A 17560-nucleotide genomic window follows, 5' to 3' on the forward strand; every position below is an offset into this window, starting at 1 on the left:
AGTTTGACAAAGCCAGATTATTAAGTATTTTGGCGATATTTTTGGTTGGAATGTAGTACCTGCTAATAGTACTAAACGCTGCCACAAAATAACCTGTCAGTTATTTTCACCTAAAAATAAACTAATTAATTTAAAAAATTTATGCCAACTATTAACCAGTTGTTAAGAAAAAAAAGAGTCAAACAAGTTTCTAGGAACAAAGTTCCAGCGTTACAAAAGCAACCTTTAAAAAGAGGTGTTTGTGTAAAAGTTTATACAACAACTCCAAAAAAACCAAATTCAGCTTTAAGAAAAGTTGCTAGAGTAAGACTCTCTAATGGCTTTGAAGTAACAGCTTATATTCCAGGTGAAGGACATAACTTACAAGAACACTCTGTAGTTTTAATTCGAGGTGGAAGAGTTAAAGATTTACCTGGTGTTCGTTACCATATTTTAAGAGGTAATCTTGATACACAAGGGGTAGCAAATAGAAAAAAAAGAAGATCTTTATATGGAACTAAAAAAGGTAAATAATGTCTAGAAAAAAAACTCAACCTAAAAAAAATGTTGTTCCTGATCCAAAATTCAATTCAACTGTAATTCCAAAATTAATAAATAATATCATGTATGATGGCAAAAGAGGTGTTGCAGCCAAGATAGTATATGATGCAATTGAAAAGATTAAAACAAAATCAAAAGATGAACCAATAAATATTTTTAACGAGGCAATTAATAATATTAAACCAACCGTAGAAGTAAGATCTAGAAGGGTTGGTGGTGCAACTTATCAAGTACCCGTTGAAGTAAAAAGCAAAAGAGCTCAAGCTTTAGCAATTAGATGGTTAGTGGACTCAGCAAGAAAAAGAAAAGATAAACATATGTCTGATAAAATATTTAATGAACTTTTTGATGCTTATGAAAAAAAAGGTGCTGCTGTAAAAAAAAGAGAGGATGTGCATAAAATGGCAGAGTCAAATAAAGCTTTTGCACATTTTAGATGGTAAAAAATTATGGCTAGATCTCATACATTAGAAAAATACAGAAATATCGGGATCATGGCTCATATTGATGCTGGTAAAACTACCACTACTGAAAGAGTTTTATATTATACTGGTAAAAGTCATAAAATTGGTGAAGTGCACGACGGCGCCGCAACAATGGATTGGATGGAGCAGGAGCAAGAAAGAGGAATTACAATCACCTCTGCAGCTACTACTTGTTTTTGGAATGATCATAGAGTCAATATTATTGATACTCCGGGTCACGTAGATTTTACTATTGAAGTAGAAAGATCACTAAAGGTGTTAGATGGAGCTGTGGCTGTTTTTGATGGTGTTGCAGGTGTTGAACCTCAATCTGAAACAGTATGGAGGCAAGCAGATAAATACAAAGTTCCAAGAATATGTTTTGTTAATAAATTAGACAGAACTGGAGCAGATTTCTTTAGATGTGTGGATATGATTAGAGATAGGCTAGGAGCTAAACCATTAGCATTACAAGTCCCTATTGGTATAGAAGCTTCATTAACTGGTGTTGTAGATCTAGTAAAAATGAAAGCTCAAGTCTGGAAAAATGAAGCATTAGGAGCTGAGTGGGAATACAAAGATATTCCAGATGATTTGAAAGAAATTTCTCAAAAATATAGAACTGAATTAGTAGAAACAGCTGTTGAACAAGATGAAAATCTTATGGAAGCTTACTTGAATGGTGATGAGATTAAGGAAGAGGATTTAATTAAATGTATTAGAAAAGGAACTTTAAATTTCAGTTTTGTGCCAGTTTTAACTGGCTCTGCATTTAAAAACAAAGGGGTTCAACCATTACTAGATGCTGTTGTAAACTATTTACCAAGTCCGGTAGATATAGGATCTATCAATGGAACTAAATTAGGCACTGATGAAGAAATTGAAATGAAATTTGAAGACAGTGCTCCATTTTCAGCTTTAGCTTTTAAGGTTGCCAATGACCCTTTTGTTGGATCACTAACTTTTATAAGAGTTTATTCTGGAACAATTAAAACAGGTACGGCTGTATTTAATTCCTCAAAAGAAAAAGAGGAAAGAGTGGGAAGAATGTTATTAATGCATGCAAATTCTCGAGAAGATATTAAAGAAGCAAATGCAGGTGATATTGTTGCATTAGCAGGTTTAAAAAATACAATAACCGGTCATACTTTATGCGATAAAGATAATCCAGTTTTACTAGAACCTATGGAATTCCCAGAACCAGTTATTGAAATTGCTGTTGAGCCAAAAACAAAGGCTGACCAAGAAAAAATGGGAGAAGCATTAGGAAGACTAGCTGCAGAAGATCCTTCATTCAGAGTTACATCAGACGAGGAGTCAGGTCAAACAATCATAAAAGGTATGGGCGAACTTCACTTGGATATTATCGTTGATAGAATGAAAAGAGAATTTAAAGTTGAAGCCAATGTTGGAGCACCTCAAGTTGCATACAGAGAAACATTAGAAAATGCATCAGAAGTAGAATACACACACAAGAAGCAAAGTGGTGGTGCAGGACAATTTGCAAAAGTTAAATTATTAGTTGAACCTCAAGAACCAGGTGCAGGAAGATTAGTTGAAAGTAAAATTAAGGGTGGAGCAATTCCTAAAGAATTTATTCCAGGAGTAGAGAAAGGTATTGAAACTGTATCAGATGGTGGAATTTTAGCTGGATTTCCAATGATAGATTATAAAGTTACGATTTTGGATGGTCTACATCATGATGTTGACTCAAGTGTTCTTGCTTTTGAATTAGCTAGTAGAGCATGTTTCAAAGAAGCTTGTACAAAAGGAACATTAAAATTATTAGAACCAGTTATGAGAGTTGAAGTGGTTACACCAGAGGACTACATGGGAGATGTTATTGGAGATTTAAATAGTAGAAGAGGTCAGATAAGCACTCAAGAACAAAGAGGTAATGCTACTGTAATAACAGCAATGGTACCTCTAGCAAATATGTTTGGATATATTAATAATTTAAGATCTATGTCTCAAGGTAGAGCTCAATATTCAATGTTTTTTGATCATTACTCAAAAGTACCTCAAAATGTTCAAGACGAAGTAACTAAAAAGATTGCAGGGTAAATATGGAAAAACAAAATATTAGAATTAAACTTAGAGCTTACGATAACAAAATTTTAGATGCTTCTACTGAAGAAATAGTTAATACAGTTAAAAGAACTGGTGCTACTATAAAGGGTCCGATACCATTACCTACAAGAATTGAGAGATATACAGTATTAAGATCACCTCATATTGATAAAAAAAGTAGAGAACAATTTGAGTCAAGAACTCATAAAAGATTAATAGATATTATTGAACCAACACCACAAACTGTGGAAGCATTAATGAAATTAGATTTAGCTTCAGGTGTAGATGTGGAGATTAAAATTTAGTTATGACTGAAATAGCTTTAATGGGAAAAAAAATTGGTATGACACGGGAGTTTTATAAAACGGGTCAATTAGTTCCTGTTACAGTTTTAAAAGTTGAAAAAGCTAGAGTTGTTCAAGTTATTGATGAAGAAAAACGTGGCTATAAAGCAGTCCAACTTGGATACGGAAAAATCAAAAACTCAAAATTAACAAAAGCAATGAAAGGATTTTTTGCAAAAAAAAATACTGAAGCTAAAAGAAAACTTAAGGAATACAGAATAAAAGATACAGAAGCATATAAAGAAGGTAATGAATTTGGACTTGAAATATTTAAAGATATTAAATTTGTAGATACAAGGTCAAAAACCATTGGAAAAGGTTTTGCTGGAGCTATGAAAAGATGGAATTTTGGAGGTTTGAGAGCAAGTCATGGTGTATCCATTTCTCATAGAGCACATGGATCAACTGGACACAGTCAAGATCCAGGCAAAGTATTTAAAGGCAAAAAAATGGCTGGTCACATGGGTGACAGATTAAGAACAATGTTAAATATTGAAATTGTTAAAACAGATTTAGAAAATGAATTACTGTATTTAAAGGGTTCAATACCAGGATCTAAAAATACAGAGGTATTTGTTAGGAAATCAGTAAAAAATATTAACAAAATGACAGTTTCGGAAAAAATAGCTGCTGCTGAAGAAGCAAAAAAAACACCAGATAAAAAGAAAAAATAATGAAATTAGAAAAATTTAGCATTGATGGAAAAAAAGATACTATAGAAGTATTAGATAAAATTTTTTCAGCAAAAATTAACAGCAAACTTGTAAGTAGCGTTTTGTATAAAACAAATGCAAATTACAAAGGTAGACATGCGAAAACAAAACAACAAAATGAAGTTAGCGGACCAACATCTAAAATTTATGCACAAAAAGGCACAGGTGGAGCAAGACACGCAAGTAGAAAAGCACCTATCTTTGTAGGTGGTGGTATTGCTCATGGTCCTAAAGGTGAACTTGCTTATAAAAAAAGAAAATTAAACAAAAATGAAAAAAAATTAAGCGTTGCTTCTCTTATAACAGAAAAAAATAAACATAAAAATTTATTGATATTAAATGATTTTAGTTCTGAAATAAAAAAGACTAAAGAAATGAATGCTATCATCCAAAAATTAGAGATATCTAACTCATTAATTATATTAGACAAATCATCCAAAGAAAAAATTGAAAAATCAGCAAGAAATATTCCTAATGTTAAAGTGACTGATGTAAATCATTTTAGCTCGTATGACATAATTAAATTCAAAAAAGTTGTTTTCACAGAAAGCTCTGTAAAAGAATTGGAAAAGAGATATTCGTAATATGGACAAAATACACTTATACGACAAAATAATTTCACCAATGGTAACTGAAAAATCAACTAATTTATCAGAACAAAATAAAGTAGTTTTTAAAGTTCCAGCAGGCGCAGATAAAGTAAATTTAAAAAAAAATATTGAAAAAATTTTCAAAGTTAATGTTACTAAAATTAATATAATTAATAAGCAAAACAGAACAAAAATTACTAGAGGAAAAAAAGTAAAAGTATCTGGTTTCAAAAAAGCAATAATAACTCTTAAAAAAGGTCAAAGTATTGATCTAACAACAGGAATTTAAAAAAATGGCATTAAAAACATTTAAACCCTATACAAAATCTACCAGAGGAACAATTCTTGTTGATAGAACTGGTCTCTGGAAAGGCAAACCTTTCAAGTCACTTGTATCACCAAAGAATGCAATGAAAGGAAGAAACAATAATGGCCATATTACATCTATTAATAGATCTGGTGGGCATAAAAAAATGTACAGACATGTTGATTTTTATAGAAAGAAATTTGACATGGAGGCTACAGTTGAGAGAATTGAATATGATCCAAATAGATCGTGCTACATAATGTTAGTAAAATTTGAAGATGCATCACATGCTTATTACCTAGCCCCTCAAAAGATTAAAGCTGGTGATAAAATAGAAAATGGTTCAAAAAAAGAGATTAAAGTTGGAAATTGTATGCCACTTCAAGATATACCAGTTGGTATTAATATACATAATGTCGAAATTCAACCTGGTGCAGGTGGAAAAATTGCAAGATCTGCAGGATCATCAGTAACTATAAGTGGTCTAGACGGTAACTATAGTTTAATTAAATTAGCTTCAGGTGAAGTTAGAAAAATTGATTCTAGATCTTTAGCGACAATAGGTGTTTTAAGTAATCCAGATCAAAAAAATATTAAAATTGGTAAAGCTGGTAGATCAAGATGGTTGGGTAGAAAGCCCCATACTAGAGGTGTTGTTAAAAACCCAGTAGATCACCCACACGGCGGTGGTGAAGGTAAATCAGCAGGAGGTAGACACCCAGTTTCACCAACAGGTCAATCTGCTAAAGGATTAAAAACTAGAGATAATAAGAGAACAGACAAATATATAGTTAAAAGAAGAAACAAAAGGAAGGATACCAAGTAATGGCTAGAGCAGTATGGAAAGGACCTTTTGTGGAAGAAAGTTTAATGAAAAAAGTTGATAAATATAAAGATGATCCAAAAAAAATACCTATCAAAACTTGGTCAAGAAAATCAACAATTTTACCAGATTTTGTTGGAGTTAGTTTTCAGATATATAATGGTAAAAAGTTTATTCCAATTACAATATCAGAGGATATGGTTGGACACAAATTAGGTGAGTTTTCACCAACAAGAACTTTTTATGGTCATACACCAGCAGATAAAAAAGCTAAACCTGCAGAGAAAAAATAAATATGAACAAAACTAAAAAAAAGAATAGAAAAAAAGTTGATACAGTAAAGTCTGTAAACAATAGTATAAGAACTAGTGTTAGAAAACTTAATCCTATTTTAAAAAGTATTGTTGGTAAAAAAGTTGATGTTGCTATTAGAGACCTTCAGTTTTCTGCTAAAAGAATTTCAAAAGATATAAGAAAGACAATAAGCTCAGCTGTAGCAAATGCTGAAAATAACTTTCAGTACGATATCGATAATTTAGTAGTTAAAGAAGCTTATTGTGGCAAAAAGATTGTAATGAAAAGATTTAGACCAAGAGCTAAAGGAAGAGCAGCTCCTATATTAAAGCCATGGTCAACTGTAACTATAATATTATCAGAAGTTAAACAAATGGAGAGTCATGGGTCAAAAAGTTAATCCAGTAGGTTTCAGATTAGGTGTTAATAGAGGTTGGGACTCTGTTTGGTACGCAAAGAAAAAAGATTTTGGTAATTACCTAATAGAAGACTTTAAAATAAGAGAATACATCAAAAAAAATGTAATTAACTCAGGTGTTTCTAAAGTTATGATCGAAAGAACTTCTAATAAGTGTTATGTGACTATTTATACATCAAGACCAGGATTTGTCATTGGTAAGAAAGGTAGTGATATTGATAAAATTAAGAATAATCTGTCAAAATTTACTACAAATGAAGTAGCGTTAAATATTAAAGAAGTTAAAAAACCTGAAACTAACGCATATTTAGTTGCAGAAAATATAGCTCAACAACTTGTTAAAAGAATTTCATACAGAAGAGCGATGAAAAGAGCTATGCAATCATGCATTAGATTAGGTGCTAGAGGAATTAAAGTTTCTGTCAGCGGAAGATTGGGTGGAAATGAAATAGCTAGAACCGAATGGTTAAGAGATGGCAGTATACCTTCTCACACACTAAGAGCGGATATTGATTATGCAGAGGCAGAAGCCTTAACCACTTATGGAATTATAGGTATTAAAGTTTGGATTTACAAAGGTGAAGTATTTGCAAGAGAATTTAGCCAAGAAACAAATAAAATAACACCAAAAGAGGGTAAAGAATAATGCTTCAACCAGTACGAACTAGATGGAGAAAAGCTCATAAAGGTAGAATTCATGGTACGGCTACCCGTGCGAGTTCTATTAATTATGGTGCGTATGCACTTAAAGCCTTACAACCAGAACGTATTACAGGAAAACAAATTGAAGCTGCTAGAGTTGCTTTAACAAGACACATGAAGAGACAAGGTAGAGTTTGGACTAGAGTATTTCCAAATGTACCAGTTTCAAAAAAACCTATAGAAGTTAGAATGGGAAAAGGTAAAGGAAACCCTGAATTTTTTGCATGTAGAGTTAAACCAGGTAGAATTTTATTTGAAGTTGATGGTGTTTCTGAGCAAATATCTAAAGAGGCATTGTATAAAGCTTCAGCAAAGCTGCCCATTAAAACAAAAATAATTAAGAGATACGCATAATGAAAAAGCAAGAAATTAAAAAATTATCTAAAGATGAAGTTGTGAAAAATATTGATAAACTAAAAAAAGATCTTTTTAATTTTAGATTTCAAAAAATGAATTCTCAAGTTACAAATCCAGCAAAAATTGGTGAAACAAAGAAAACAATAGCAAGATTAAAAACTATATTAAAAGGAAAGATTAATGCCTAAAAAAATTTTAACAGGTGTAGTCATAAGTGACAAACCAAACAAAACAGTGACTGTAATGGTAGAGAGAAAATATTCACATCCGGTTTTGAAAAAAGTAATTAAGGTGAGAAAAAATTACAATGCTCATGATGAAAATAATACTTTTAAAACTGGTGATAAAGTATCAATTATAGAGAGCAAGCCTTTCTCTAAAAATAAAAAATTTCAAGTTATGGAGAATACAAAATAATGATCGGTGTACAAACAGAATTACAAGTTGCAGATAATACTGGAGCAAAAAGAATTGAGTGCATTAAAGTTCTTGGTGGCTCAAAAAGAAGATATGCAAGTATTGGAGATACTATAGTTATAGCTGTTAAAGAAGCTATACCTAAAGGTAAGGTAAAAAAAGGAACAGTTCATAAAGCTGTAGTAGTAAGAGTAAAAAAAGGTATCCATAGAAACGATGGATCTAAAGTAAAATTTGATAATAATGCAGCTGTGCTTGTTGACGATAAAGGTGAACCAGTAGGTACAAGAATTTTTGGGCCTGTAACAAGAGAACTGAGAAGTAGAGGGCAAATGAAAATAATTTCATTAGCACCGGAGGTTTTATAAAAATGATAAAAAAAGGTTTAAAAGTAAGAGTTTTAACTGGAAAAGATAAGAAAAAAGAAGGTGAAGTAATTGAAATTGATAGAACTAACAATAGAGCAAAAGTTAAAGAGATCAACATGGTAAAAAAACATGTTAAGACGACAAAGGAAAAAAAAGGTGGAATTGTATCGAAAGAAAGTTTTATTCATTTATCAAATTTAAAACTAATCGATGATAAGGCAGTTAAAAAAACAGAGGCTAAAAAATAATGACACCTAGATTAAAAGAAATTTTTAGTAAAGAAATTCAACCTGCTTTAAAAGAAACGCTTGGTTTGAAAAATATCTATATGGCGCCTAAAATTGAAAAAATTGTATTAAACATGGGACTTGGACTAGATGGCGCAGATTCTAAAATTTTAAAGGCATGCGAAGAAGATATGGCTAAAATAACTGGACAAAAACCAGTTATTACAAAATTTAAAAAGTCAGTAGCAAACTTTAAGACAAGAAAAGGCTCTAATGCTGGTTTAAAAGTAACTCTAAGAAAAAACAAAATGTACGAGTTTATAGATAGACTTGTAAATATTGCATTACCAAGAATTAAAGATTTTAGAGGACTTTCTTCAAAAGGTTTTGATAAATTTGGTAATTATACTTTTGGAATTAAAGAACATATCATATTTCCAGAAGTAAGCTTTGATAGAGCTGATAAAGTGAGAGGACTAGATATTGTAATAGTAATTAAGGCATTAAATAAAGATCATAGTTTTGCTTTATTAGAAAAAATGAATTTTCCATTTATTAAAAAAGGAGACAATTAGATATGGCTAAGTTAAGCGCTGTAAATAAAAATAAAAGCAGAATAAAACTTTCTGACAAATTATTTAAAAAAAGACAAAGTCTAAAAAAAATAGTTATGAACAAAAAACTTCCATTAGAAGAAAGATTTAAAGCACAACAAAAACTTTCTCAACTTCCAAGGAATTCAGCTAAAACAAGAGTTATGAACAGATGTGAAATAACTGGCAGACCTCATGGCGTATATAGAAAATTAAAGATTTCAAGAATTGCATTAAGACAACTAGGATTACAAGGAAAGATACCGGGCTTGGTTAAATCAAGCTGGTAGAAAGGAATAATTATGAGTTTAAGTGACCCAATTGGAGATATGATAGCAAGAGTTAAAAATGCTCAAGCTAGAAATCATAAAAAAGTAGAATTACCCTCTTCAAATTTTAAATCAAAGATTGCTGATATACTTAAAAACGAAGGGTTTATTAAAGATTTTAAGATTAATGCTGTAGATAAAAAACCAACATTATCATTAGAACTAAAGTATCATTCTGGAAACCCAGTTATTAGCGCTTTTGAAAGAGTATCAAAACCTGGTAGAAGAATTTTTTCAAGCGCTGAAGGTCTACCGAAAATTAATAATGGTCTTGGGATCGCAATAGTTTCAACACCAAAAGGTGTGATGACAGATATAGATGCAAGAAAACAACGTGTTGGTGGCGAAATAATTTGTAAGGTATTTTAATGTCTAAAATTGGTAAAATAAGTATTTCTATTCCTGAAAAAGTCAAAGTTGCTTTAACCGGTAATATGATAAACATAGAGGGACCACTTGGAAAAAAATCAGTAAATATTGATTTAGATATGTTCAATTTAGACATCCAAGAAGGTAAAGAAATTTCAATTAAACCAAAAGAAATAAATCAAAACTCAAAAAGATTGTGGGGTATGAATAGAAGTTTGATCAATAATGCTGTTATAGGTTCTAGCACTGGTTATGAAAAAACGTTAGAACTTGTAGGAGTAGGTTATAGAGCAGCTCTTAAAGGCAACCAATTAAACCTTCAACTAGGATATAGTCATGATATTGATTTTGATATACCAGAAGGAATTAAAATAGCCGTAGAAAAACAGACTACTCTCAAAATTACAGGCTCAGATAAACAACTAGTAGGGTCTGTTGCATCTAAAATAAAAACATTTCGAAAAATAGAACCTTACAAAGGTAAAGGAATTAGAGAAAAGGGACAATATGTTCTTAAAAAAGAAGGAAAGAAAAAATAATGAAACTAAATACTAGTATTAGAAAAAGATTTAGAGTTAGCAATAAAGTTAAAAAAGTTGCTCCTAAAGATAGATTTAGATTATGTATTTCAAGATCTTCAAAAAATATTTCTGCACAAATAATTGATGATGTTAAAAAGATAACTTTATTATCATCATCATCAATCGATAAAGATATGAAAGGTGGAGATAAGGTTAGCAAAACTGAGTTATCAAAAAAAGTTGCAGCTAATCTTGCAAAAAAAGCTCAGGAAAAAAAAATTACCAAAATTTTTTTTGATAGAGGTATTTATAGATACCATGGAAGAGTTAAAGTATTTGCTGAAACACTACGTGAAAATGGAATGGATTTTTAATTATGGATAATTTTAAAGATAAAAAAACTGACGATATTTTAGAAAAATTAGTTCACATTAACAGAATTACCAAAGTTGTAAAAGGTGGACGTAGATTTGGATTTTCTGCATTAGTCGTTGTTGGTAACCAAGCTGGTAAAATAGGTATTGCTCATGCTAAGGCTAAACAAGTTCCTGATGCTATTAAAAAAGCAAATGAAATGGCAAGAAGAAAATTAACTCATATTCCTCTTAGAGAGGGTAGAACAATTCATCATGATGTTAGAGCAAAAGATGGTGCTGGAAGAATTGTTTTAAGAGCAGCATCTAAAGGCACTGGAATTATAGCAGGTGGCCCAGTTAGAGCCGTTTGTGAAGTATTAGGTGTTAAAGATATTGTTGCAAAGTCTATGGGTACATCAAATGCTCATAATGTTATTAGAGCAACAATGAAAGCTTTGTTAAAACAAAATTCGCCAAAACAAATATCATCAATAAGAAATAAAAAGATTTCTGAGATTGTGGAAAAAAGAGGATAATGATTACTTTAAATACAAAACAAAAGATTAATACATCTAAAATGAGAGTTGGCAGAGGTATTGGCTCTGGAAAAGGCAAAACATCTGGAAGAGGTGTTAAGGGTCAAAAATCTAGGTCAGGTGTAGCAATTAAGAGTTTCGAAGGTGGTCAGATGCCTTTATACAGAAGACTTCCAAAAAGAGGTTTTAATCCTATTTCAAAACAGAACATTGCGATAATGAATTTGGAAAAAATTCAATCTTATATTAATGAAAAAACCATAAATCCTAGTGATATTATTAATATGGAATTATTAAAAAAATTGAAATTGATAAATAAAAATTCCCAAAAATTAAAAATATTAGGAACAGGCGAAATAAAAGATAAAGTTAATATAGAAGCGGATTTAGCCTCTAAATCAGCAATAGAAAAACTAGAAAAAATTAGTGGATCTATTCAATTAAAAAAATAATTAGCCAAAATGAGTTCTTCATCATCAACCAATGATTTAAGAAATAGAATATTATTCACTATATTTATACTCGCGGTTTACAGATTTGGAACTTTTGTTCCGCTTCCTGGAATCGATCCAGAACAGCTTAAAATTATGATGGAAGGTAATCAAAAAGGATTACTTGGTATGTTTAATGTATTTGCAGGAGGTGCAGTTAGCAGAATGGCAATTTTTGCATTAGGTATAATGCCATATATATCTTCAGCTATTATTGTTCAATTGATGACTGGTGTTTCTGAATATTTTAAAAATTTAAAAGCACAAGGAGAAACAGGAAGAGCAAAAATAACTCAAATTACTAGATATGGAACTGTATTATTAGCAACATTACAAGGTTATGGTTTATCTGTTGGATTAGAGTCATCTGCAGATTTAGTTATTAACCCAGGAGTTTTTTTTAAATTAACAACTGTAACAACAATTGTTGCAGGAACAATGTTTTTAATGTGGTTAGGTGAACAAATTACACAAAGAGGTATAGGTAATGGTATTTCTTTAATTATTTTTGCTGGTATTGTTGCTGAAATTCCTCGTGCTTTAGTGACTACTTTTGAACTTGGTAGAACTGGCGCTGTTTCAACATTCATGATTTTAGCAATTTTTGTTTTATTAATTTTAACAATTCTCTTTGTTGTTTTTATGGAAAGAGCATTAAGAAAGATATTAATTAATTATCCAAAAAGACAAATGGGAAATAAAATGTATGGAGGTGAATCGTCACATTTACCACTAAAAATTAATCAAGCTGGAGTAATACCAGCAATTTTTGCATCAGCACTTTTATTATTACCGGTAACTTTTTCAAATTTTTCATTTTCTAATAATGAAACATTTTTAAATTTAAGTTCTTATTTTACACAAGGTCAACCTTTGTATATGTTGTTATATGCGTCAGGAATAATATTTTTTACATTTTTTTATACAAACATTACTTTTAATCCTACTGAGACTGCAGACAACTTAAGAAAGTATGGTGGTTTTGTTCCAGGAATTAGACCAGGTGAAAGTACAGCTTTATACATAGAAAATATTTTAACAAAATTAACAACGATTGGCGCACTATATTTAACTTTAGTTTGTTTATTACCAGAGTTTTTAATTGCAAATTATCCAATACCTTTTTATCTAGGTGGAGCTTCAATTTTAATTGTTGTAGTGGTTGCTATTGATACAGTAACTCAAATTCAAACAAGATTAATGAGTTCTCAATATGAACAATTAATCAAGAAAACAAAATTTGGTAAGTAAAAGTGAATATTATTTTATTTGGGCCTCCTGGCGCAGGTAAAGGCACACAATCTAAATATCTAGTAAATAAACTAAATAATTTTCAAATATCAACAGGTGATATTTTGAGAGATGAAATTAAAAAGAATTCAGATATTGGTAAACAGATAACAAACGATATGAATGATGGAATTTTCATAAGTGATGATATTGTTAATGAGCTAGTAGAAAAATTAGTCAACGATCCCCAAAAAAAAGATAGATTTATATTTGATGGATATCCAAGATCATTAAGTCAGGCTAAAAATTTAGATGATTTATTAAATAATTCAAATCAAAAAATTGACCATATTTTTTTTCTTAATGTAAACAAAGAAACAATCATAAAAAGAATTGAAAAAAGAAAAGTTTTAGAAAATAGGTCTGACGATGATATGAATACAATTATAAAAAGGTATGATACATATATGGAAACGACGAAACCTGTTCTAGATTTCTACTCTAAGAATCCAAATTTTCATGAAATAGACGGAACACAGGAAATTGATGAAATAACAAGGAAAATAGACAATTTTATCAATGTTTAAGGCGTTGACTTTAGATAATCTTCTTATATAAAAGGCACAAATTTATCACAAAAATTATGGCTCGTATCGCAGGTATTAACATCCCACAAAATAAACTTGTTCACATAGGACTTACTTATATTTATGGAATAGGTGACAAATTTTCAAATCAAATATGTTCTTCACTTGAAATTCCTAGAGCTAAAAGAATAAACGAATTGACAGACGATGAAATATTAAAAATTAGAGAATACATTGACCAAAATTTCAAAGTTGAAGGTGATTTGAGAAGGGATTATTCGCTTAGCATTAAAAGATTAATTGATCTTGCGTGCTATAGAGGAACTAGACATAGAAAAAAATTGCCTGTCAGAGGTCAAAGAACTAGATGTAATGCTAGAACAAGAAAAGGTAAGGCGATTGCAATAGCAGGAAAAAAATTAACTCCAACTAAAAAATAATTATGGCTAAAGCTGATAAAGTTGAAAATAAAGATCAGAAGGTAGAAAAATCTTCAAAGAAAAGTAATAAAAGTTCTTATTCGAAAAAGAAAAAAATTAAAAAGAATATTTTAAATGGTATCGCTTACGTACAATCTACATTCAACAATACGATAATTTCAATTGCCGATACTAATGGCAACGTAATATCATGGGCTTCTGCAGGACAAAAAGGATTTAAAGGTTCAAGAAAATCTACTCCATATGCAGCTCAAATTGCTGCTGACTCTGCAGCCTCAAAAGCTTTAGAGTATGGAATGAAAACATTATCAGTTGAAGTTAAAGGACCTGGTTCAGGACGTGAAACAGCTTTAAGAGCATTACAAGCTAGAGGTTTTAAGATCTTATCAATAAAAGATACTACGCCAATGCCTCATAATGGAACTAGACCACCAAAAAAAAGGAGAGTTTAATGGAAGTCGAAAATGTAAATGTAAAAAACTGGAAGTCACTAATTAAACCATCAAAATTAGATGTACAAATTAGTGATGATTTAACTCATGCGAAGATAATCGCAGAACCATTAGAAAAAGGTTACGGATTAACTTTAGGTAATTCACTTAGAAGAATTTTGTTATCATCTATTAGAGGTGCAGCTGTTACTTCGATCCAAATTGATGGAGTTTTACATGAGTTTACTTCAATTAAAGGAGTTAGAGAAGATGTAACTGATATAGTGTTAAACGTTAAATCTTTAGCATTAAAATCTAATTCAGAAGGTACTAAAAAATTAGTTTTAGATGCCAAAGGACCTGGTGAAATTAAAGCTTCTGATATAGCTCCTGTAGCTGATGTTGAAATTCTAAATCCAGATTTAGTTATATGTAATCTTGATGAAAATACTAATTTCCATATGGAAATGAATGTAAATACTGGAAAAGGATACGTTCCTGCAGATTTAAATAAACCAGAGGAGCCACCTTTAGGTCTTATTGCGATAGACTCATTATATAGTCCAGTTAAAAAAGTTTCATACTCAATAAGCACCGCAAGAGAAGGTAAAGCATTAGACTATGACAAATTAACTATGGAAGTTGAAACTAACGGGGCAATCTCTGCAGAGGACGCAGTGGCCTATTCTGCAAGAATTTTTCAAGATCAATTGAAAATGTTTGTTAATTTTGATGAGCCTGTAGAAGCACCGGTTAAAGAAGTTTCGACAGAACCTGAGTTTAATAAAAATTTACTGAGAAAAGTTGATGAACTTGAACTATCAGTAAGATCTATGAATTGTCTTAAAAATGATAATATAATTTATATTGGTGATTTGGTGCAAAAATCTGAAGGAGAAATGTTAAGAACTCCAAATTTTGGAAGAAAATCTTTAAATGAAATAAAAGAAGTTCTAACTGGAATGTCTCTCTACCTGGGTATGGAAATACCAAATTGGCCGCCAGATAATATAGCAGAAATGTCCAAAAAATTAGAGGAAGCTATCTAATGAGACACGGAATGGCAAATAAGAAGTTAAATAGAACTTCTGAACATAGAAAAGCTCTTTTAAAGAATATGTTAAATTCTTTGATTAAATATGAGCAGATCAAAACTACTTTGCCAAAAGCTAAATTCTTAAAACCGCAAGCTGATAAAATTATTACACTAGGTAAGAAAGAAACATTGCAAACAACAAAAATGCTCGTTTCTCAACTTCAAGATATAAAATCTGCAAACAAAGTAAAAAAAACACTTTCAAAAAGATATGAAAAAAGAAATGGTGGATACACAAGAATTATAAAGGCTGGGTTTAGATATGGTGATAATGCACCTATGGCAATTATAGAGTTTGTTGATAGAGATGTTGAGGCTAAAAGAGTAGATAAGCCAAAAAAAGATACTACTAAAGAAACACAAAAAGCTGAAGAAAAGAAACAAGCAACAGCATAATCTTTAATCATGAAAAAGTCATATACCGTTGATGCAACGTGTAATGATATGCGTATTGATCGCTGGACAAGATTAAAAATTGGCAAAATTCCACAAGGATTAATTGAAAAATATTTTAGGTCTGGAAAAATAAAGATTAATAAAAAAAAAATTAAAAGCTCAACTAAAGTTAAGACCAATGACGTTATAAGTTTTTTTAATTTAGACTTTAAAGAACAGATAATTCAGAAGAAAATAAAATTTGAACCATCAAAAGAAATCATTAAATCTAATGAAGATCAAATTATAGATAATAATGAAAATTTTATAGTTTTAAATAAAAGCTCAGGTATCTCTGTTCAAGGTGGAACTAAGTCAAAAAAAAATTTAGTAGATATTTTTGCTAAGAGTGAAATCTTTCAAGGAACAAAACCATATTCAGTTCATAGATTAGACAAAGACACTTCAGGTGTTTTCATAATGGCTAAGACAAGACAATCTGCACAATTGTTAACCTCTTTATTTAGATTACGAAAAGTTCACAAAACATATTTAGCCATCTGTCATGGAGAATTAAATAAAGATTCTGGTGAATGGAACGATGATCTTATTCGATATGATGGAGAAAAAAAAATTATAGAAAAGGCAAAAACAATTTATAGAGTTTTAGATAAAAATTCAGAAGCAAGTTTAGTTGAATTAAAACCTATTACTGGTCGTAAACATCAACTTAGAAAACAATTATATGCTTTAGGACAACCAATATTTGGTGATATTAAATATAAATTATCTAATTCCTCAAGAGGTTTAAATAAAAATTTAATGCTTCACTCATATCAGATTAAATTCATCATTGATGATGTTAAACACACTTACACAGCTTTACTACCAGATTACTTTAGAAAATTATTAAAGACAAAAAGACTTAAATTTCCAGGTTTGAAATAAATTTTTCTATTAATAAATTATCTAAGTTTGAATAATCATTTTTTGCAATACTAATTAGATTGGTAACACCTTTGTCTTTGACTCCACATGGTATAATTTTTTTATATTGATTAAGATTATTATCTATATTTATTGCAAACCCATGATAAGCAATCCATTTTTTTACTCTCACCCCAATTGCTGCAACTTTGTTTACTGTTTTATTTTTTTTATGCCAAATTCCGATATTATTTTTGTCTGAAAATGTTTCTATCTTATATTCTTTAAGAGTTTCTATAATTGTTTTTTCTATACAAGAAATAAACTTTCTAATATCTTTTTTTTTTCTTAAATCTAAAACAAAATAACAGATTAATTGACCCGGAGAATGACAAGTTATTTTACCACCACGATTAGTTTTGATTAAATTAATAGAATTATCTAAAATTTCATTTTCTTTATAGCTTGTACCAGCTGTAAATATTTCATCATGTTCTAGTATCCAAATAAGTTCCTTATCTTTATTTTTGTATAAATTTTCCAATCTTTTTTCCAATAAATCTATTGCACTAAAATAATTTATTGGTTTTATTGACTTTTTGATCTCTAGATTCATTTATAAATTGTATTATCTTAATTATCTAT

31 protein-coding genes are annotated in these 17560 nt (G+C 30.2%); 30 read left to right on the top strand and 1 reads right to left on the bottom strand.

Features of this window, described 5'->3' with window-relative positions; all coding sequences use genetic code 11:
• Window positions 1-141 precede the first annotated feature (141 nt).
• The 30 genes from rpsL to PB7211_RS04630 are packed head-to-tail and all read left to right on the top strand — an operon-like array spanning window position 142 to window position 16936.
• Window positions 142-513 carry a 30S ribosomal protein S12 gene (gene rpsL / locus PB7211_RS04485; RefSeq protein WP_008545281.1) on the top strand — a complete coding sequence of 124 codons (372 nt, stop codon included), beginning with the start codon at window positions 142-144 and terminating at the stop codon, window positions 511-513.
• On the top strand, window positions 513-983 hold the full coding sequence (gene rpsG / locus PB7211_RS04490) for a 30S ribosomal protein S7 (protein WP_008544899.1): 471 nt from the start codon (window positions 513-515) through the stop codon (window positions 981-983). The genes rpsL and rpsG overlap by 1 nt, the downstream gene beginning before the upstream one ends.
• Window positions 984-989: 6 nt before the next feature.
• Window positions 990-3068 (top strand): elongation factor G, encoded by a 2079-nt coding sequence (gene fusA / locus PB7211_RS04495; protein ID WP_008544337.1) that lies wholly within the window; start codon window positions 990-992, stop codon window positions 3066-3068.
• Between the two features lie 2 nt (window positions 3069-3070).
• Entirely contained in the window at window positions 3071-3379 is a 309-nt protein-coding gene (rpsJ, locus tag PB7211_RS04500) for a 30S ribosomal protein S10 (RefSeq protein ID WP_008546080.1), read from the top strand.
• A 2-nt stretch (window positions 3380-3381) separates the two neighbouring features.
• Window positions 3382-4092: a 50S ribosomal protein L3 gene (gene rplC / locus PB7211_RS04505; protein WP_008545401.1), complete on the top strand. Its 711-nt coding sequence runs from the start codon at window positions 3382-3384 to the stop codon at window positions 4090-4092.
• The gene (gene rplD, locus PB7211_RS04510) at window positions 4092-4715 is read left to right on the top strand and encodes a 50S ribosomal protein L4 (protein WP_008545397.1); all 624 of its coding nucleotides are present in this window, start codon (window positions 4092-4094) and stop codon (window positions 4713-4715) included. The genes rplC and rplD overlap by 1 nt, the downstream gene beginning before the upstream one ends.
• 1 nt (window position 4716) lies before the next feature.
• Window positions 4717-5010, top strand: a complete 294-nt coding sequence (gene rplW, locus PB7211_RS04515; protein WP_008545820.1) for a 50S ribosomal protein L23 — start codon at window positions 4717-4719, stop codon at window positions 5008-5010.
• 4 nt (window positions 5011-5014) lie between these two features.
• Window positions 5015-5854, top strand: coding sequence for a 50S ribosomal protein L2 (gene rplB, locus PB7211_RS04520; RefSeq protein WP_008544481.1), 840 nt, complete (start codon window positions 5015-5017; stop codon window positions 5852-5854).
• Window positions 5854-6144, top strand: coding sequence for a 30S ribosomal protein S19 (rpsS, locus tag PB7211_RS04525; RefSeq protein ID WP_008545718.1), 291 nt, complete (start codon window positions 5854-5856; stop codon window positions 6142-6144). Before rplB ends, rpsS begins: the two co-directional genes overlap by 1 nt.
• A gap of 2 nt (window positions 6145-6146) precedes the next feature.
• Window positions 6147-6545 carry a 50S ribosomal protein L22 gene (gene rplV / locus PB7211_RS04530; RefSeq protein ID WP_008545621.1) on the top strand — a complete coding sequence of 133 codons (399 nt, stop codon included), beginning with the start codon at window positions 6147-6149 and terminating at the stop codon, window positions 6543-6545.
• Window positions 6529-7209, top strand: a complete 681-nt coding sequence (gene rpsC, locus PB7211_RS04535; protein WP_008544562.1) for a 30S ribosomal protein S3 — start codon at window positions 6529-6531, stop codon at window positions 7207-7209. Before rplV ends, rpsC begins: the two co-directional genes overlap by 17 nt.
• Window positions 7209-7619, top strand: a complete 411-nt coding sequence (gene rplP / locus PB7211_RS04540) for a 50S ribosomal protein L16 (RefSeq protein ID WP_008544867.1) — start codon at window positions 7209-7211, stop codon at window positions 7617-7619. Before rpsC ends, rplP begins: the two co-directional genes overlap by 1 nt.
• The gene (rpmC, locus tag PB7211_RS04545) at window positions 7619-7810 is read left to right on the top strand and encodes a 50S ribosomal protein L29 (protein ID WP_008545005.1); all 192 of its coding nucleotides are present in this window, start codon (window positions 7619-7621) and stop codon (window positions 7808-7810) included. Before rplP ends, rpmC begins: the two co-directional genes overlap by 1 nt.
• Window positions 7803-8039 carry a 30S ribosomal protein S17 gene (rpsQ, locus tag PB7211_RS04550; RefSeq protein WP_008544165.1) on the top strand — a complete coding sequence of 79 codons (237 nt, stop codon included), beginning with the start codon at window positions 7803-7805 and terminating at the stop codon, window positions 8037-8039. Before rpmC ends, rpsQ begins: the two co-directional genes overlap by 8 nt.
• Window positions 8039-8407 (top strand): 50S ribosomal protein L14, encoded by a 369-nt coding sequence (rplN, locus tag PB7211_RS04555; protein ID WP_008544079.1) that lies wholly within the window; start codon window positions 8039-8041, stop codon window positions 8405-8407. Before rpsQ ends, rplN begins: the two co-directional genes overlap by 1 nt.
• 2 nt (window positions 8408-8409) lie before the next feature.
• On the top strand, window positions 8410-8655 hold the full coding sequence (gene rplX / locus PB7211_RS04560; protein ID WP_008544698.1) for a 50S ribosomal protein L24: 246 nt from the start codon (window positions 8410-8412) through the stop codon (window positions 8653-8655).
• Window positions 8655-9209 (top strand): 50S ribosomal protein L5, encoded by a 555-nt coding sequence (gene rplE / locus PB7211_RS04565; RefSeq protein WP_008545014.1) that lies wholly within the window; start codon window positions 8655-8657, stop codon window positions 9207-9209. The genes rplX and rplE overlap by 1 nt, the downstream gene beginning before the upstream one ends.
• A gap of 2 nt (window positions 9210-9211) precedes the next feature.
• On the top strand, window positions 9212-9517 hold the full coding sequence (rpsN, locus tag PB7211_RS04570; protein WP_008545776.1) for a 30S ribosomal protein S14: 306 nt from the start codon (window positions 9212-9214) through the stop codon (window positions 9515-9517).
• A 12-nt stretch (window positions 9518-9529) separates the two neighbouring features.
• Entirely contained in the window at window positions 9530-9925 is a 396-nt protein-coding gene (gene rpsH / locus PB7211_RS04575) for a 30S ribosomal protein S8 (RefSeq protein WP_008545434.1), read from the top strand.
• A complete protein-coding gene (rplF, locus tag PB7211_RS04580; RefSeq protein WP_008545497.1) occupies window positions 9925-10464 on the top strand; it encodes a 50S ribosomal protein L6 in 540 nt (179 codons plus the stop codon). Before rpsH ends, rplF begins: the two co-directional genes overlap by 1 nt.
• Window positions 10464-10820: a 50S ribosomal protein L18 gene (rplR, locus tag PB7211_RS04585; RefSeq protein ID WP_008544987.1), complete on the top strand. Its 357-nt coding sequence runs from the start codon at window positions 10464-10466 to the stop codon at window positions 10818-10820. The genes rplF and rplR overlap by 1 nt, the downstream gene beginning before the upstream one ends.
• 2 nt (window positions 10821-10822) lie before the next feature.
• The gene (gene rpsE / locus PB7211_RS04590; protein WP_008545225.1) at window positions 10823-11338 is read left to right on the top strand and encodes a 30S ribosomal protein S5; all 516 of its coding nucleotides are present in this window, start codon (window positions 10823-10825) and stop codon (window positions 11336-11338) included.
• Window positions 11338-11790 carry a 50S ribosomal protein L15 gene (gene rplO / locus PB7211_RS04595; RefSeq protein WP_008544123.1) on the top strand — a complete coding sequence of 151 codons (453 nt, stop codon included), beginning with the start codon at window positions 11338-11340 and terminating at the stop codon, window positions 11788-11790. Before rpsE ends, rplO begins: the two co-directional genes overlap by 1 nt.
• A 9-nt stretch (window positions 11791-11799) precedes the next feature.
• On the top strand, window positions 11800-13080 hold the full coding sequence (gene secY, locus PB7211_RS04600; RefSeq protein WP_008544747.1) for a preprotein translocase subunit SecY: 1281 nt from the start codon (window positions 11800-11802) through the stop codon (window positions 13078-13080).
• A 2-nt stretch (window positions 13081-13082) separates the two neighbouring features.
• On the top strand, window positions 13083-13646 hold the full coding sequence (locus PB7211_RS04605; protein ID WP_008544413.1) for an adenylate kinase: 564 nt from the start codon (window positions 13083-13085) through the stop codon (window positions 13644-13646).
• 56 nt (window positions 13647-13702) lie between these two features.
• Window positions 13703-14086 carry a 30S ribosomal protein S13 gene (gene rpsM, locus PB7211_RS04610; RefSeq protein ID WP_008544680.1) on the top strand — a complete coding sequence of 128 codons (384 nt, stop codon included), beginning with the start codon at window positions 13703-13705 and terminating at the stop codon, window positions 14084-14086.
• Window positions 14087-14088: 2 nt separating this feature from the next.
• A complete protein-coding gene (gene rpsK, locus PB7211_RS04615) occupies window positions 14089-14538 on the top strand; it encodes a 30S ribosomal protein S11 (RefSeq protein WP_008545260.1) in 450 nt (149 codons plus the stop codon).
• Complete coding sequence (locus tag PB7211_RS04620; protein WP_008544506.1) at window positions 14538-15566, top strand: DNA-directed RNA polymerase subunit alpha; 1029 nt, start codon at window positions 14538-14540, stop codon at window positions 15564-15566. Before rpsK ends, PB7211_RS04620 begins: the two co-directional genes overlap by 1 nt.
• Window positions 15566-16009 (top strand): 50S ribosomal protein L17, encoded by a 444-nt coding sequence (gene rplQ, locus PB7211_RS04625; RefSeq protein ID WP_008544524.1) that lies wholly within the window; start codon window positions 15566-15568, stop codon window positions 16007-16009. Before PB7211_RS04620 ends, rplQ begins: the two co-directional genes overlap by 1 nt.
• A 9-nt stretch (window positions 16010-16018) precedes the next feature.
• Entirely contained in the window at window positions 16019-16936 is a 918-nt protein-coding gene (locus tag PB7211_RS04630) for an RluA family pseudouridine synthase (RefSeq protein ID WP_034399025.1), read from the top strand.
• Here the strand turns inward: PB7211_RS04630 and lipB are convergent.
• The gene (gene lipB, locus PB7211_RS04635) at window positions 16914-17531 is read right to left on the bottom strand and encodes a lipoyl(octanoyl) transferase LipB (RefSeq protein ID WP_008545720.1); all 618 of its coding nucleotides are present in this window, start codon (window positions 17529-17531) and stop codon (window positions 16914-16916) included. The two genes, PB7211_RS04630 and lipB, sit on opposite strands and share 23 nt — an antisense overlap.
• Window positions 17532-17560: the final 29 nt, after the last annotated feature.

This window comes from Candidatus Pelagibacter sp. HTCC7211 (genome assembly GCF_000155895.1).
Classification (GTDB): domain Bacteria; phylum Pseudomonadota; class Alphaproteobacteria; order Pelagibacterales; family Pelagibacteraceae; genus Pelagibacter.